15 protein-coding genes and 1 riboswitch are annotated in these 15765 nt (G+C 36.0%); of the genes, 9 read left to right on the top strand and 6 right to left on the bottom strand.

Annotated elements, in window-relative coordinates; genetic code table 11:
• Window positions 1-10 precede the first annotated feature (10 nt).
• Entirely contained in the window at window positions 11-829 is an 819-nt protein-coding gene (locus C9J37_RS10515) for an SPL family radical SAM protein (protein WP_107895300.1), read from the top strand.
• A 580-nt stretch (window positions 830-1409) separates the two neighbouring features.
• On the opposite strand, the gene C9J37_RS10520 is transcribed toward C9J37_RS10515, so the two are convergent.
• Complete coding sequence (locus C9J37_RS10520; protein ID WP_024361739.1) at window positions 1410-1685, bottom strand: YqhV family protein; 276 nt, start codon at window positions 1683-1685, stop codon at window positions 1410-1412.
• Between the two features lie 308 nt (window positions 1686-1993).
• Here C9J37_RS10520 and C9J37_RS10525 point away from each other — a divergent pair, with 308 nt between their 5' ends.
• From C9J37_RS10525 to C9J37_RS10555, 8 genes are all read left to right on the top strand, one after another.
• Entirely contained in the window at window positions 1994-3793 is a 1800-nt protein-coding gene (locus tag C9J37_RS10525; RefSeq protein WP_107895301.1) for a S9 family peptidase, read from the top strand.
• A gap of 155 nt (window positions 3794-3948) precedes the next feature.
• Complete coding sequence (locus C9J37_RS28250; RefSeq protein ID WP_167397295.1) at window positions 3949-4095, top strand: hypothetical protein; 147 nt, start codon at window positions 3949-3951, stop codon at window positions 4093-4095.
• Between the two features lie 306 nt (window positions 4096-4401).
• Entirely contained in the window at window positions 4402-4494 is a 93-nt protein-coding gene (locus C9J37_RS29655) for an IS3 family transposase (protein WP_407656241.1), read from the top strand.
• A gap of 141 nt (window positions 4495-4635) precedes the next feature.
• Window positions 4636-4828, top strand: a riboswitch (cobalamin riboswitch).
• A 147-nt stretch (window positions 4829-4975) separates the two neighbouring features.
• Window positions 4976-6592, top strand: coding sequence for a nickel ABC transporter substrate-binding protein (gene nikA, locus C9J37_RS10535; RefSeq protein WP_107895303.1), 1617 nt, complete (start codon window positions 4976-4978; stop codon window positions 6590-6592).
• A 70-nt stretch (window positions 6593-6662) separates the two neighbouring features.
• The gene (gene nikB / locus C9J37_RS10540) at window positions 6663-7616 is read left to right on the top strand and encodes a nickel ABC transporter permease (RefSeq protein WP_235617080.1); all 954 of its coding nucleotides are present in this window, start codon (window positions 6663-6665) and stop codon (window positions 7614-7616) included.
• Window position 7617: 1 nt separating this feature from the next.
• A complete protein-coding gene (locus C9J37_RS10545) occupies window positions 7618-8430 on the top strand; it encodes an ABC transporter permease subunit (RefSeq protein WP_235617081.1) in 813 nt (270 codons plus the stop codon).
• A 10-nt stretch (window positions 8431-8440) separates the two neighbouring features.
• Window positions 8441-9220, top strand: a complete 780-nt coding sequence (locus C9J37_RS10550; protein ID WP_107895304.1) for an ABC transporter ATP-binding protein — start codon at window positions 8441-8443, stop codon at window positions 9218-9220.
• An 11-nt stretch (window positions 9221-9231) separates the two neighbouring features.
• Window positions 9232-10032, top strand: coding sequence for an ABC transporter ATP-binding protein (locus C9J37_RS10555; protein ID WP_235617082.1), 801 nt, complete (start codon window positions 9232-9234; stop codon window positions 10030-10032).
• 138 nt (window positions 10033-10170) lie between these two features.
• Here C9J37_RS10555 and C9J37_RS10560 read toward each other — a convergent pair whose 3' ends face one another.
• Genes C9J37_RS10560 through C9J37_RS10580 form a run of 5 tightly spaced genes read right to left on the bottom strand, consistent with a single transcriptional unit; the run spans window position 10171 to window position 15745 of the window.
• On the bottom strand, window positions 10171-10866 hold the full coding sequence (locus tag C9J37_RS10560; RefSeq protein ID WP_024361745.1) for an ECF transporter S component: 696 nt from the start codon (window positions 10864-10866) through the stop codon (window positions 10171-10173).
• Window positions 10845-12497, bottom strand: coding sequence for an ABC transporter ATP-binding protein (locus tag C9J37_RS10565; RefSeq protein WP_107895306.1), 1653 nt, complete (start codon window positions 12495-12497; stop codon window positions 10845-10847). The genes C9J37_RS10560 and C9J37_RS10565 overlap by 22 nt, the downstream gene beginning before the upstream one ends.
• On the bottom strand, window positions 12470-13351 hold the full coding sequence (locus C9J37_RS10570) for an energy-coupling factor transporter transmembrane component T (protein WP_107895307.1): 882 nt from the start codon (window positions 13349-13351) through the stop codon (window positions 12470-12472). The genes C9J37_RS10565 and C9J37_RS10570 overlap by 28 nt, the downstream gene beginning before the upstream one ends.
• Window positions 13351-14208: a DUF4430 domain-containing protein gene (locus C9J37_RS10575; RefSeq protein WP_107895308.1), complete on the bottom strand. Its 858-nt coding sequence runs from the start codon at window positions 14206-14208 to the stop codon at window positions 13351-13353. Before C9J37_RS10575 ends, C9J37_RS10570 begins: the two co-directional genes overlap by 1 nt.
• A 1-nt stretch (window position 14209) precedes the next feature.
• Window positions 14210-15745 carry an S-layer homology domain-containing protein gene (locus C9J37_RS10580; protein WP_167397296.1) on the bottom strand — a complete coding sequence of 512 codons (1536 nt, stop codon included), beginning with the start codon at window positions 15743-15745 and terminating at the stop codon, window positions 14210-14212.
• Window positions 15746-15765: the final 20 nt, after the last annotated feature.

Here is a 15765-nt window from a genome sequence, read left to right on the forward strand (position 1 = left end):
GGGGACGGTGATGAAAAGTGAATTATTCTATAAAAATCCAAAAACGATTCTGAATAAAGGAACTGGCTTTCTTGCTGGATATACGCATTCACTAAATCCTTATACAGGCTGTTCATTTGGGTGCTCCTATTGTTATGTACGAGCAATGCCTGTGGCACTTTTTCGAGATGGTGAATGGGGCAATTGGGTTGATATAAAAAACGGTGCTGCAAATTTATTAAAAAAGGAGCTTCAGCGCGCCAAAGCTAAAGGAAATGTGACCATTTTTATGTCATCAAGTACAGATCCTTATCAGCCAATCGAGCATAAAGAAAAAGTGACAAGGTCCTTACTAGAAGTGATGGTCGCAGATCCCCCAGACTTCCTTTTAGTGCAAACTAGAAGCCCACTTGTAAGCCGTGATATTGATTTGCTACAGCAATTTAAAGAGAAAGTTCGAGTAAGTATAACGATTGAGACAGATTCCGAAACAATACGCAAACATTTTACGCCAGATGCACCACCAATTCAGGCGCGTTTTAAGACATTAGAAACATTAGCCGCCAACGGAATCCCGACTCAAGTGGCTATAGCCCCCATTTTACCAAGTGGGGAATATTTTCCTGAGAAATTGAAACCATTCGTCAATAGAATATGTTTGGATGACTACTTTTTGGGAGATGGCAGTGGTGGAAAACGAACAAGAAAACTTGGTATGGAGGAGAAATATGCCCAACTTGGTTTAGAAGATTGGTACGGACCACATGTCATAAATAATGTCTATAATCGATTGATTAAAATCTTTCCAGAAAGTGATGTTTATCTAAGTCAAGCAGGATTTGAGCCGTAAAAATAATAGCGCATTGGCTATCACAAGTGGATGCTTTACAAATAAGGGAACGACCATTGCAAGCATCCTTTCTGTAAAATCAGAAAGGATGCTTGTGCGCTGTGAGAGCTATCAAGATGGGCAACTGTACATGTTGTTGAGTCTCGATACGTTACAGCGTTATTTTTATGTAAAAATTCGCAAACGCAATGGGGGTTAACGTATTCAAGCTCTCTTCTATACTAAAAGATTTTAGTTTACATAATAAAAGAACTTGGTACGACTTTCTGTTTATCGGATGGTTCTCATTAATTTATCATTCAAAATGTTACTCAACAATCGGAGAATAGCCGTTATAAAAGGGAGCACTGAGTGAAGGTTACCCTGAATAAGGGGGTGATGGTCAACCAACGTCACAACCGAATAATTGCGTTCGATACACTCAATCTAAATTTGCCAAGGTAGAGGTGACTTTTACATAAAAAAAGTAGCGTGTCACACGCTACAGCAAACTATTGACCATTCTTCTTAGGAAGAATAATCAAAAGATATTGTTCAGGATGGCTAATAAATAACAAAGATTTAGAATGGAATGTCCATATTACTTAATATGCGAACTAACAATGATAAGTGTAATTCCAGTAAATAAGCAAATGATTCTCGCCACAGGAATTTTATCAGCTAGTCCAAATAATGCAATTGCTGTCGTAACGATTAAAACTGTTGGACCAACCAATGCAAGCATTGTATTAATATAGAATGCTTTTTCTAAATTATTCAACTTTAGCATCAACAATCCAGCACTTACTTCAATACTTCCAGACAATACACGTAAAATAACCATAGCAAGAACCGATTTTTCAATAATGGTCATCATCCTATCTTTATAGATAATATTCGCATATCTTATAAATCCATCTTAATTTAATTATAGAATTCTGTTTTAATGAAATATTAACATCAATGTATGTATCATTTGTATCAAATATTCTTGTTATAGTATGCTTTATAGTGTTAATAAATATAGGTTCATATAATAGAATTTTTCGAAAAGATAGTACTTTTAAAGAACGCATGCATATAGTACAGTTTTCTTGTCATATATTATACATTAAAGTGTAATAATAATATTTTATAAATAGATAGATTATTCGTTCAATTTAAAATAAGTAAGGAGTGTTGAATTTGATATCTTTTTCTAAACCAGATGTAGAACAGTTTTTACGAACATTTTCGATTGGTGATTTTGCGGTGAGTCCAGATGAAAAACAGCTAGTTTTCAGTACAAATTTAAGTGGGAAGTATAATTTATGGGCGATGAATTTACCAAATACGTTCCCGACACAGCTTACTTTCATTGACCAAAGCTGCCAAGGGCTTATCTATGATAAACAAGGACGGTTTATCATTGCCGGTTTTGACAGGAATGGGGACGAAAATACGCAATTTTATGGAATTCCACTTCAAGGTGGAACAATGAAAAAAATTATTTATGAAGAAGGAACTCGCAATTCTGTGCCCATTTTATCTGAAGATGGCAACAAGCTTTATTATACATCTTCGAAAGAAAATCCAACGTATTTAAATGCATATGTCTATGACTTGGTGACAGGTGAGGAAGAAACAGTTCTTGTGGGAAAAGATGCACCTACTTTTTTACTTGATTTTAGCCCAAATGAAGAGGTTGCCCTCTATTTTAAACATTTCTCTAATACGTATACACGACTATACGCTAAACGAGGAGAGGAACATATTCTCCTGACACCGCCAACAGATCATCAACATACGGTCAGTGACGCAGTGTTTGTATCCGATAAACTCATCTATTTATTAACAAATTACAATGCTGATTTTACGTATTTGGCTTCTTATAATTTAGAGACAAATGAGTTTGTAAAATTGAAAGATTTAGAGAATGAAAGCTTTACTTCGTTGAAATATAGCAAAGAAGAGCAGTGTCTGTATGTCATCAGTGAAAAAGGTGTAGAAGACCATCTATACGTGCATGATTTACGAACGAATAATTGGGAAGAATTAGATTCACCATGCAGTATCATCGAAAAACTGATCGTCACAAAATCTGGTGATTTGTATTTATTAGGAAGAAGTGCGACGAAGCCACATAATATCTATTATTTTAAGGAAAATGGATGGACAGCTTTAACGGAATACACAGTTCCAGGTGTAGATCAAAGCGAATTAGTGGAGCCAGATGTGATTACTTATTCTTCCTTTGATGGACTTGAAATAGAGTCCTTATTTTTCAAAGCTAACAAAGAAAATGATAATGGTGAAATCATTTTTTGGCCGCATGGTGGTCCACAAGCTGCAGAGCGGAAATTTTTTAGAGCTTCCTTCCAATTCTTTTTAAATAATGGGTATAGCATCTTTGCTCCGAATTTCCGTGGATCAACAGGCTATGGATTGGCTTTCACAAAAATGGTAGAAGGAGATTGGGGACACGGTCCAAGACTTGATAATGTAGCTGGTCTCGACTGGCTCATAGAAAATGATTACGCGAAAAAAGGCAATATTTTATTGATGGGTGGAAGTTATGGAGGTTACATGGCCTTATTGCTCCACGGTAGACACGCTGATTATTTCAAAGCCGTCGTGGATATATTTGGTCCATCGGATTTGTTCTCATTTATCAACTCGGTTCCTGAAGACTGGAAGCCAATTATGGACAGGTGGGTAGGAAACCCTGAAAGAGACAAGCAAAAACTTATTGAATACTCACCAATTACTTATCTAGAAAACATGGTGAAACCAATGCTAGTTATCCAAGGAGCCAATGACCCGCGTGTTGTAAAAGAGGAATCTGATCAAATCGTTCAGGCTTTAAAAGATAAAGGTCGTGAAGTAGAGTACATGCTTCTTGAAGACGAAGGACATGGATTCTCTAAAAAAGAAAATGAAATTGCTGTTTATCAAAAAGTCCTGTCATTTTTGAATCAGTTCGCTGAATCTAAAGTGAATCCATAATGATACGTATTATTGAAGAGAAAAGAAGCCCAACTGTGAAGAAAACAAAGAGATTGATGGGTTAAATGAAAAATGATATTATCCCCTTTAAGTAGACAATGAAAAACTACAGTACGCTGTAGATAACATTTTATTTTACTTAAGGGGTTTTTTCTATGTCTAGAAAAAATAATACGTATTCAAATGGATTGAAATTAGAAGTAGTACAGGCCTATCTAGCCGGAGGAGAACGTATGCAAAAGTTTGCGGAAAAATACAAGATTCGTAATGTCACAAGTGAAAGTATGGGTGAGAAAGTTTAATGAAGTACAACAACGAAATTGTGGCTTGGCAAGTAGACAAACGGAATGACTTACAGCTAGTGATGAGTTAACGGCAAAAAGAAATGTGTATTGAAACCTCATCCACTCGAATCAAGGCTTTCAATATACATCCATTAAATATCATCAAACAGCTGAACAACTTGGCATGATTGGCAGCCATTCCCGCAAAGGTAACTGCTACGATAACGCCTGTATTGAATCCTTCTTCTCGCACTTTAAAAGCGAATATTTGTATCTTTTACAGGATCGTTCTGAAGAGGAAATTATCCGAGCTATTGTTAGTATATCTACTTTTATAACTACAAACGCTTTCAAAAACGACTCAACCTTCTGACACCAATAGAATACCGACATCAGATGGCTGCTTATTCTTTTTAAAGCTGTCTACTTGACAGGGGTAAGTCCAAACAACAACTACTTTTACTCTCCTAAACCTAAAAGTTCATTTTTTGTGATTTTTATTATATTCAGAAAATAGAATTGACGTGAAGAATTGAGCATGTTATGTTTAATATTAATTCCATAGCAATCATTACAAGTTTGAGTGAAAAAATCTTTCACTCAATTAAAAGGAAAATGGGTGTAAATCCCATGCTGTCCCGCAACTGTAAATGAGGAGTTTTGTTTCAATTGACACGGAGTTATTACTCGTGAAGGTGAAACAAAATAATGATTCATGAGCCAGAATGCCTGCTTGTAAGAAGATTCATTGATGATCTACGAAAGATAGGGAGATGGATGGAGACTTACTTATTGTAAGCTTATCTATCCTTATTCTTTTTTGAATAAGGTTTTTTTATGCCTTCTTTTATCTAATAGTAGATTCTTTTAAACCAAGAATGGAGATAGGAGACAGAAAATGAAATTGACAAAGTATTTACTTCCTTTTGTGCTATTTTTGTCTTTCAGTATATTTGCAGGTTGTACTAGCACTGATACAGAAAAGGGAAAAACAGCAACACAAACAAATGATGGAAAAATGATAACGATTGGATGGCCTTTAGATGTCGGTCCATTAAACCCTCATACATATTTACCTAATCAAATGACTGCACAAGCAATGGTCTACGAATCTTTGGTTGAGTATAACGATGATGGGACTATTACGCCTAAGCTAGCAGAAAGTTGGGATATTTCAAAGGATAAGACTTCTTACATTTTCCATTTAAGAAAAGACGTCAAGTATTCAGACGGAACTGCTTTTAATGCGGATAATGTCATTCGTAACTTCGATGCCATATTAGCAAATCGGGAAATACATTTTTGGATGGGCATGGTCAACCATATTGTTGAGGTTGTAAAAGAAGATGATTATACAATTCGTTTGCAATTGGATGAACCTTATTATCCTGTATTAAACGAACTGGCCTTTGTACGTCCGTTCCGTTTTTTAGGGGATAACGGATTCCCTGAAGGAGATGCGACGCAAGATTCCATCAAAGCACCTGTTGGGACAGGTCCATGGGTATTAACAGATTACAAAAAAGATGAATATGCTTTATTTAGTCGCAACGAAAACTATTGGGGGGAAAAACCTCTCATAGAACACATTAAAGTGAAAATCATCCCTGATTCTGAATCGATTTCGTTGGCATTTGAAAACGAAGAGTTAGATTTAATTTATGGTCGTGGCATCATTAGTTTAGATAACTATTCGTATTTAAAAGATAGTGACAAATATAAAACGGCTACCTCTGAACCATTGTCTACAAAAGCGTTATTATTCAATACGCAGTCAGGACCGTTAGCAGAATTAAAGGTACGTCAAGCCATTCAATATGCTATCAATAAGGAGCAAATGGTTGATAGTATTACACATGGTACAGAAAAAGTGGCTAACACACTATTCTGGGATGCAATTCCTTATGCCAATATTGATTTAGCGCCAATCTTATATGATTCAGAAAAAGCGCAGCAGCTACTAGATGAAGCAGGTTGGACGTTAGAGAAGGGCGAAAAAATTCGTTCAAAAAACGGACAACCTTTATCATTAGATTTAATCTATATCGCAACTGATGCCATTCAAAAGCCTATGGCTGAGTTGATGCAAGGTGAACTAGCAAAAATAGGGGTACAGTTGAATCTAGAAGGTGCAGATGTAATGGTTGGTCTTCAAAAATTAATGGATGATCAGGTGGATATTAATTTCTGGCGTACAAACGGACCACCAACAGATCCACATGGCTTTGCTAATGAATCAGCTACATCAAATGCTAGTGGTGTTTATGAAGCAAAATTAGGTTTACCAAACGCCAAAGAAATTGATACTAAAATTCACCAATTATTAGTTGGAACAGATGAAGAGGAACGAGTGCAACTCTATACGGACATTTTAACTATGTTCCATGATCAAGCACTTTTCTATCCGATATCTTATGAAACAAATAACATGATCTATCATCAATATATGAAAAATTTTACTCCACGTGCATCTGAATATGATATTCCATATGCTCAAATGGATAAAGAACAATAATTGTAAAAGAGAGTGTGTCTTTACTAAGACATCTCTCTTTTTATCATAGGATTGACTAGGAAGTGACAGCATGTACGAATCGACATGGATGTTTTGTTTAAAAAGAATTTTGACGTTACCGTTTGTATTATTAGGTGTATCTATATTGACGTTTGTATTTATTCGCTTCGTTCCAGTAGAGCCTGCGGAGGTTATTTTAAGATTGGCTAAAGTTGCCCCAACGGAAGAGGCAATCCAGGCATTACGTGAGGAACTTGGAACAGACAAGCCTTTACTTATTCAATATCTGCTATGGTTAATAGGAGTTTTGCAGTTCGATTTTGGTACTTCTTTTGTTAGTAAATTACCAGTGGCACATGAACTATTCGCTAAATTACCCGCAACTATCGAATTGGCTGTTGCTGCATTTGTACTCATTCTTGTTTTAAGTATCCCATTAGGTATTTTAAGCGCACTGTATAAGAATGCTATAATCGATAAAATAATTAGATTGTTTTCTATCTTGAGTGTATCAATTCCAACATTTTGGTTAGGTTTTTTATTACTGTATCTATTTAGCTTGAAATTTGGTATTTTCCCGACTAATGGGAAGGGAACACTTGCTCATCTTGTTTTACCTGCGCTAACACTAGCCTTACCGACAATTGGATTGTTTGTTCAGTTTATTCGTTCAACGATTATTGAAGAATTGCAGAAGCATTATGTTCAATACGCCCAGTTAAGAGGATTAAAAAATTCTGTCATACTCATGCGACATGTTTTGAGAAATGCTGCTATAACGTTGACTACGATGCTGGGTTTGACACTTGGTAATTTACTCGGTGGTGCGGTAATTGTGGAGCAAGTCTTTAGTTGGCCAGGACTCGGTAGGTATTTAATTGAATCAATTATTAATCGGGATTACCCAGTTGTTCAATGCTATGTTCTAATTATTGCCGTTATCTATGTACTTTCTAATTTATGCGCCGATGTATTACATCGGGTATTGGATCCTCACCTGATGACGAAGGGCAGGAGAGATTGAAGTGAGTCAAGTAAAGAAACTAAGTCATGTAAATTATAAAAAATCGTTTAGTTTAACAATACTTGGAATCATTGGTTTGTTGGGGATTTTTGCACCATTATTAATGCCCCATGACCCTTTTGCAGTAGATATTACAAGGAAATTTTTAGCTCCTTCTTGGGAGTATCCACTAGGGACTGATCATTTAGGAAGATGTGTCTTCTCTCGTATACTTTTAGGTATTCGCTATTCTTTAGGATCAGCTCTTTTAATTCAAATGATAGCTATTATACTAGCTATCTTTCTAGGAGCATTTGTTGCTCTGAAAAGAGGAATGATAGATTTCCTATTCATTCGGATATGTGATATTTTATTAGCTTTTCCTACACTTGTACTAGCATTTGGGCTTTTAGGTTTATTAGGTCCAAGTTTGAAAAATGTGTTAATTGCACTTATTTTTACGCAGCTTATTTATTATTCAAGAATGATAAGAAGCTTATTTATAGGGATGAATGAAAAAGAATTTATTCAAGCAGCCAGAATTAGTGGAACTACAGGAGTCGGTTTAATTGTACGTCATTATTTCCCAAATGTGCTACCTATAATCGTAACAATTGTTGCACTGGATGTAGGGAAAGTTATTTTGGAAATTGCGGGCTTTTCATTTATCGGACTTGGCGTGCAGGCCCCCATCCCTGAATGGGGAATGATGGTGAACGAAGGGAAGCAGTACATTCGCCAACATCCTGAATTAATGCTTTATCCTGGACTTGCCATTGTTCTGGTTGTTCTATTATTTAATCGTTTGGCAAGTAGTCTGAAGAATTTTGAGTAAAGGGGAAGTTATGGAGAAAGAAAAAGTTTTAGAAGTGAAAGATTTAACGGTGAAAATCGGTGAAAAAAATGTATTGTCCTCAATTAATATGACTGCCTATAAAGGGCGTGTCTTAGGAATTATCGGGGAAAGTGGTAGTGGAAAAACAATGCTTTGCCATGCCATTATGCAATCACTCCCATCTTTGGCGCAGATCACACAAGGTCAAGTTCTATATAGACAAGAAGATTTAATGGCTATGTCAGCTTCTAAATTAAGAGCTTATCGCGGAAGGCATTTGTCTATGATTATGCAAAATCCAGCCACTGCTTTCGATAGTATTCAAACAATTGAAAAGCATTTCCTAGAAACATTAAAAGCTCACTTTGTGATGACTAAAAAAGAAATGAGACAGATTGCAATTGATACGATGTATAAGGTCAATTTACCCAACGTAGAGCAGCTATTACACTATTATCCATTTCAATTAAGTGGTGGCATGCTACAGCGAGTGATGATTGCTTTGTCATTGGCGATACAATCCACCCTATATATTGCAGATGAGCCAACGACAGCTCTAGACACAGTTAATCAAAAACAAGTGTTAACATTATTTGATCGTATTTGCTCGGAAACGGGGGCTGCTATTATTCTTGTGACTCATGATTTAGGTGTGATTGCTGAACTGGCTGACGATGTTGCCGTAATGTATAAGGGAGAAATTATTGAGCAGGCAAATGTCTTTGATTTTTTTGATGCCCCTCAGCATCCTTATACAAAAAAACTTTTACAATCAAGAATTACTTTTTAGAGGTGAAAAATATGACACTACTAGAAGTGAAAAATATTGAGAAGTACTATTCTCAAAGACAGTTTATATTTAGACGAAAGCATGAAATACCTATAATACAAAAGGTGTCATTTTCACTTCGAGAGGGCGAATGTTTAGGAATAGTCGGGCAAAGTGGTTCAGGAAAAAGTACATTAGGTCGTATTATTTTAGGAGTTGAGCGACCAACAAATGGTGAGGTTTTATTTCAAGGTGTCAATCTTTACGAAGCAACAAGCAAGGATAAAAAAATGGTACGGAGAGATTTGCAGGCTGTCTTTCAAAATAGCTACGATTCATTTAATCCGAAGCAAACGATTTTTGAAATATTAGAGGAACCATTACTTAATTTCGAACATTACAGCAAAATAGAAAGACAACATAAAGTAATGGAATTACTAGATTGTGTGGAATTAGCGAACACCATTGCCCAAAAATATCCTGCACAGCTTAGTGGAGGACAACAGCAGCGTATCAACATTGCTAGAGCGCTTGCCTTAAATCCTAAGTTAATCGTATTGGATGAGGCAATTAGTAGTCTAGACATGATACTTCAGAAACATATATTACAGTTACTTCAAACACTACAAAAAGAAAGGAAGCTAGCATATATTTTCATTTCCCATGATTTACAGGCGACACATTTTATGTCTGATCGAATACTAGTTATGCAACACGGTCAGCTTATGGAGGAAATACAGAAAGGGCAAACATGTCAACATCCCGTTTCTCAAGAACTATACAATGCAATTTTGCCATCGCATCCTCGGGGAAGAAATAAAATTAGATATTAACAAGATGATATAGAGAAGTATGAAACAAAAGAGCATGTTCCCATGCTCTTTTGTTATTAGGTCATTATAAAAACGTTTAGGTCTTACTAAGGATTTAAACTAAGTTGATTAAAAATAAGCAACTTTTTCTACAAAGCATTACTGTAAAATCCCATATTTATTTTTTATTCGGTCTAGTTTTTCACTAATCGGTTTAGCTAGCAATAGTAAAAAAATCACATTAGAAATACAGTATATTATCATAAAAGGAACAGCAGAAGTCAATGCAAGTGCGTAAGCTTTCCAGCTAAAAACACCGTACATTGATATTGTTCCCCAAACATCCATACCAAACGAAAAAAATATGCCTGCAAAAATGCCAAATAATATAAGTGGTATTTTTTTATGCATTAAACGAGTTTTACCTAACAAGCCAGCAATAAAACCAATCATTCCCCACATAAACATTTGGAAGGGTGTCCAAGGACCTTGTCCAAAAAACATATTGGATACTAATGCAGAAATTGCCCCTGTTAAAAAGCCTGCTTCTGCCCCAAGTGAAAAGCCAGTAATCGCTGTAATAGCTGCGACAGGTTTAAAGCCAGGTGTAACAACAAATAAAGCACGACCTGCCACTGAAATAGCAGACATCACTGCTATGACTAAAATTTCGCGTGGCTGTGGCTTTCTACGCTCAAATGAAAGGAAAAAGGGCACACACGCTAAAATCATAATGACAATCGATACAAAATAATATTTTCGATCAGCAAATATTGTAATACCAGCATATAAAGAAAGTGGAATGAAAACTAGAATGACAATAAATGAAATAATTAAACGAATGTTTTTTTGCATAGAGTAACGACATCCTCACATGTAATCGCATTGCTCAATATATCTCTTGATATTCGATGCGCAGCAGTTGTATAAAAATTATTTCCACTATAAAATGCTCGTGGTTCGTCCTCTGATACGATACTACCATCGAAAAACAGAGCGCATCTATCGCTGTATTGTGCAGAAAATTCTATATCGTGTGTCACCATAATGATTGTTGTCCCTTTAGTTTGTAAATCTTTTAATATTTCAGCGAGCCCTTCCTTTGAATGTGCATCAAGACCTTTTGTCGGCTCATCTAGTAGCAGTATTTTAGGTTCTATTAATAAAAGTTTTGCAAGCGCTAATTTTTGCTGCTCACCACCACTTAAATCATAAGGATGTCGATTTAATAAATGAGTTAAATTGAATAATTGAACAGTTTCTTGAATTTTTGCTTCTGTTACTTTATGTAATTGAGCCATGTCATTTAACTCTAGAAGTACTGTTTTTTGTACAAATAATGATTTCGGATTCTGTGGTAATATAGTTAAATATTGTTGGTACAATTGTTTACTACTGTAGCTTTTCAAGGCTTTACTGAACAAAAATATTTTTCCATGATAAGGCTTTTGCAGCCCAGATAAAATAGAAAGAACTGTTGATTTTCCAGTGCCGTTTCCACCTATTATCGTTAAAAATTCCTGTCCCTTCACTTGCAAATTAAAATGATGGACAATATCCCTGCCTTTCTTTTCATACCGAAAAGCAATATCTTTTGCCTCTAATACAACATCTGATTTATTTTGAGTTGTTGTATGAGGTGTGTGTAAGGAAGAACAGTTATATGGTTGGTTACTAAGCCAGCGCTGTCCCTCACGAATAGTAAGGGGAATAGGTCCTATACCGTTTAGTAGGTGGAAAATCTTTGTGGCTGCCGGCAGTGCTGTAATCATAGCGTGATCTGCTGGTAAAGAGTTTAAAATTTCCTTAGGTGGGCCATCAAATAAAATACTGCCTTCATCCATAATAAGTACGCGATCAGCAAGAGGTAACACTTCTTCCAGACGATGCTCAATTAAAATTATCGTAATACCTAATTCTTTATTTAAACGATGCAATGTCTGTATAAACTCCAATGCAGCTATTGGATCTAATTGTGATGTTGGCTCATCTAACAGTAGCAATTTGGGCTGCATCACCATAATGGAGGCTAAATTTAATAACTGTTTTTGTCCGCCCGAAAGCTCGGTTGTTTTTTGATGAAACCATTTTTCAATACCGAAGAAATTGGCCATTTCGGCTACCTTGCGGCGAATTATTGGTGAATCTACACCTAGGCTTTCTAGTCCAAAAGCAAGCTCATGCCATACTTTATCTGTAACAATTTGATTATCAGGATTTTGAAATACATAGCCAATGTCAGTAGCAGCTACTTCAGCATTTAGCTTCTCCAAGTCATAATCTTTGTAGAAAATATTACCCGTCACCGTGCCATGTGGACGCAATTCTCGTTTGAAATGGCGTAGCAATGTACTTTTCCCACAACCAGATTGTCCTATTAACACGATAAACTCGCCTTGTTGAATAGTTAGATTAATATTTTTTAAAATAGGAATTGCTTCATTAGGATAAGTAAAGCTTACATTGTCGATTTTAACGATCGCCATTTTAATGCCCCCCAGATTTCAAATACTAATGGAATAGAGAGTAGAATGACATAGCTAATATAAAACAGAATGCTTGTCATATCCCATTTAACTGCTCCGAAAGTTGGATAAAAATAATATGTTGTTGTGCCAATAAAGCTTGCAACTAAATTGCTAAAAAAAAGCAATATAATCATTGCCAAAACAAAGCCGTCACGACGCTCGAAAATAAAAATAGAAAAGGCAGTCCGCTTTTTGACACCGTAACCACGAGCTTTCATAGAATCAGCCGTATCAATGGCGTTATCCAATGCCCATGTAATCAAAATTGATAAAATTCGCACTGTACATTTAATACGATGCCATAGTGAGCCAGTTGTAAAATCCATGCCAATTACTTTTTGCGCTTGTACAATTTGCGTTAACTGATGTTTAAAGCGTGGAACTAATCGCAATGAAATCGACAATGTTAATGATAAAGCTGGCGATACTTTTCCAAACAGATAAATAAACTTATCTGATGTCATCATGACATTATAGCAGCTAAACCATAGCATAATCGCTACAATCATTGTGGCGATTGCGATACCATACAAAATTGCCTCTACAGTAATGGCGTTACCATTTACATAAAGCAATACGAGTTGACCATTATGGCTAATCATTGGATTAATAATCGCCATTAAGAAAAACAAAGGTACATATAACTTCCAGTCCTTAAAGAAAAGTTGTCTGCGTAAAGCTATATTTAAGCTGATTGCTGAGAAAATTGTAATAGTTAAATAGACTGGATGCATAAAAATCATGGATAAGCCGATAGTAGCTACAAAAAAAGAAAAAAGTACGATAGGGTGAAATGTTTCAAATGCCTTCATTAGTTACCATCCCAATGATGTCCTAAGTCGCGACCTAAATCGACCGTGTAGTTCCATTCAATGACATCGCCATCTTTTAATACGTATTGATTACAACCATAATTTGGATAAACACCATTTACTCTGTACATCCAGCCACTTAATTCACCAGCACTAAATTCATATAAATGATTAATACCTTCTACATAGACACTGTTATAAATATTTTCGTTTGCTCCTTGATATTCCATTTGAATTTTATGCTCCTTCGTTGCACGCTGTAATACATCCCAAACAGTATCCTTCTCTGATAGCAGCTCGTATGTTGTTGTCTTTAAAATGATGCCATTCTTGGGCACATATTTCTCACTTTGTAGGGAAGGGTCTAACTTTTCCCAATGCTTTAGTAATGTATCAACACGGATTGAAATTTTTACAGTGCGTTTTTTAGGTTCTGCATTTTTTTGCTTTTCTGTAGATGAAGTAATTGTTTTGGTTTGTTGTTTATTATCAGCTTGTTTAGTAGTTTTTGTACTTGGTGATTTGGTGTATTCTTGCTTTTTGTCCGCTTCAGATTTTGGTTGTTGCTTAACTTCTTCCGTTTCCTGCTGTGCTTTTTGCTGAAGTGCTGTATCTATTGCCTCCAGTGGGGCCTTGTCATCTATCTCAGACTCCTTCACTTCCTGCTTTTCCTCAGCAGTGTCATTTTCTACTGAGGGAGTTTGTTCTTCCGCTTCAGGTTGTTCAGAAGTAGGGAGGGAGTCAGCGCTTCGGTCCTGATCTTCCATTTGCTCGAATTGCTCAACTGTTTGAATATTGCATGCTGTTAAAAATAGAGCTAACAACGATACTAGTAAGAAGTGTGATAATTTTTTCATATTATTCCTCAACAACCTTTAAGAAATTAATATACATTTTAGCTGCATGTGCACGTGTAATAAAATTAGTAGGATGAAACGAGCCATTTGCGCCCTGTGCTATGTCAAAATCATACAAGAAAGTAATTGCCTGCTGAGATTCCTTTGATAGCTCCGCAATATCATTTAAAGGGGCAACATTTGTTGGTATATAAGGTCTGCCTGTTTTATATGTATAGGCATTTGCTAGCATAACCGCTAATTCCTTACGTAAAATAGGGGAGGAAGGTGCAAACTTCTCCGACCTTACTAATAAATTTGCCTCGTAAGCAGCAGCAATCTCCTGTTTTGTTTCATCATTATAGGAGCTAATGTCTGTAAAAGGTGCATTTTCGGAACTTGTTAAATTAAGAGCGCGAACTAAAATTGATACAGCCTGGATACGAGATAAATTGTTATTTGGCCTAAATGTGTTATCGTCATAGCCTTTCAATAATCCTTTAGCTACTGCAGCTTCGATATCAGACTTTGCCCAATGAGATTCAATATCCTTAAAGCTCACTTTAGTAGGGGGAGCTTTAGGGTGATTTGGCTGGGCTGGTGTTGATGGTTTATTTGTTTTTTTATCAGACGTATCATATAGCTTTGTTTTGCTCTCAATAAGTCGGTTATACGCTGCTAATGTATAAGACGCCTGCTCTGTTGCCATACCATTCGATACGGATTCTGTTAATACATGCTTGAAGCCGCCATCTTTTACATTATAGAAGGTGAAAAAGCTCGTAAATAACTTCTGAAAGCGCTGATCTTTGTTGGCATCAATATTTAAACTAGAAAGTGCCGTAATAACTTGTGCTACACTTTCTAAGTTTGTTGTTCCCCAGCTTTGGTAACTACCATTAGCTCCTTGTAAGTTATTTAATGTATCTAGTGCTTTATTAATAGATGCCTTAACATCCGCTCTATCTTTATAAGTTGAAAGAGCTTGAATAGCCATTGCTGTCATATCTGGATCAGCTTTTACTCCTGATAAATTCCATCCTCCGTCAGGCAATTGCTTTGATAGTATGTGTTGAATAAGTTTTTCGCGTGTAGTTGTTGCTTTTTTAGGAAGCTCGAAGCCCCATGTATCTAAAGCGATTAAGGCAAAAAAAGCACCATTTGTGCCTTGCCATACTACTTTGTCAAAGTCACTTAATTTTTCTACTAAATTAAAGCCGCCTACATTTGTAGGGTCTTTACCGATAGCAGTGAGTGCAATAATTAAACGAGAATATTCAGTATACTTACGATTGTGTAAATTACCCTTTACTGATTGTACATGCTTCGTGACATTTTCATAATATTTATCATAATAGCCTTTCGGAACATTATATTCGCCACGTGTAAGTGCCAGAATAATCCACTCATCACCAAAAGAAGGGTTTGGTGCTTTATTTACTAAAAACTGACCTGTTGTATCATAAGCATCTACTGTTGATACTTGCTGTGCAGAGACCGGAACCACAATTAACAACAAAGCAAGTACCATTATAAACATCGATAATTTTTGTTTCATTTGAAAAACAACCTCCATTC

It is taken from the genome of Lysinibacillus mangiferihumi, from assembly GCF_003049665.1.
Taxonomy (GTDB): Bacteria; Bacillota; Bacilli; order Bacillales_A; family Planococcaceae; genus Lysinibacillus; species Lysinibacillus mangiferihumi.

Coding starts and splice junctions, on each gene's coding strand:
- C9J37_RS10515 (WP_107895300.1), top strand. CDS start 11: ATGAAAAGTGAATTATTCTATAAAAATCCAAAAACGATTCTGAATAAA.
- C9J37_RS10520 (WP_024361739.1), bottom strand. CDS start 1,685: ATGATGACCATTATTGAAAAATCGGTTCTTGCTATGGTTATTTTACGT.
- C9J37_RS28250 (WP_167397295.1), top strand. CDS start 3,949: ATGTCTAGAAAAAATAATACGTATTCAAATGGATTGAAATTAGAAGTA.
- nikA (WP_107895303.1), top strand. CDS start 4,976: ATGAAATTGACAAAGTATTTACTTCCTTTTGTGCTATTTTTGTCTTTC.
- nikB (WP_235617080.1), top strand. CDS start 6,663: ATGTACGAATCGACATGGATGTTTTGTTTAAAAAGAATTTTGACGTTA.
- C9J37_RS10550 (WP_107895304.1), top strand. CDS start 8,441: ATGGAGAAAGAAAAAGTTTTAGAAGTGAAAGATTTAACGGTGAAAATC.
- C9J37_RS10555 (WP_235617082.1), top strand. CDS start 9,232: ATGACACTACTAGAAGTGAAAAATATTGAGAAGTACTATTCTCAAAGA.
- C9J37_RS10560 (WP_024361745.1), bottom strand. CDS start 10,866: ATGCAAAAAAACATTCGTTTAATTATTTCATTTATTGTCATTCTAGTT.
- C9J37_RS10565 (WP_107895306.1), bottom strand. CDS start 12,497: ATGGCGATCGTTAAAATCGACAATGTAAGCTTTACTTATCCTAATGAA.
- C9J37_RS10570 (WP_107895307.1), bottom strand. CDS start 13,351: ATGAAGGCATTTGAAACATTTCACCCTATCGTACTTTTTTCTTTTTTT.
- C9J37_RS10575 (WP_107895308.1), bottom strand. CDS start 14,208: ATGAAAAAATTATCACACTTCTTACTAGTATCGTTGTTAGCTCTATTT.
- C9J37_RS10580 (WP_167397296.1), bottom strand. CDS start 15,745: ATGAAACAAAAATTATCGATGTTTATAATGGTACTTGCTTTGTTGTTA.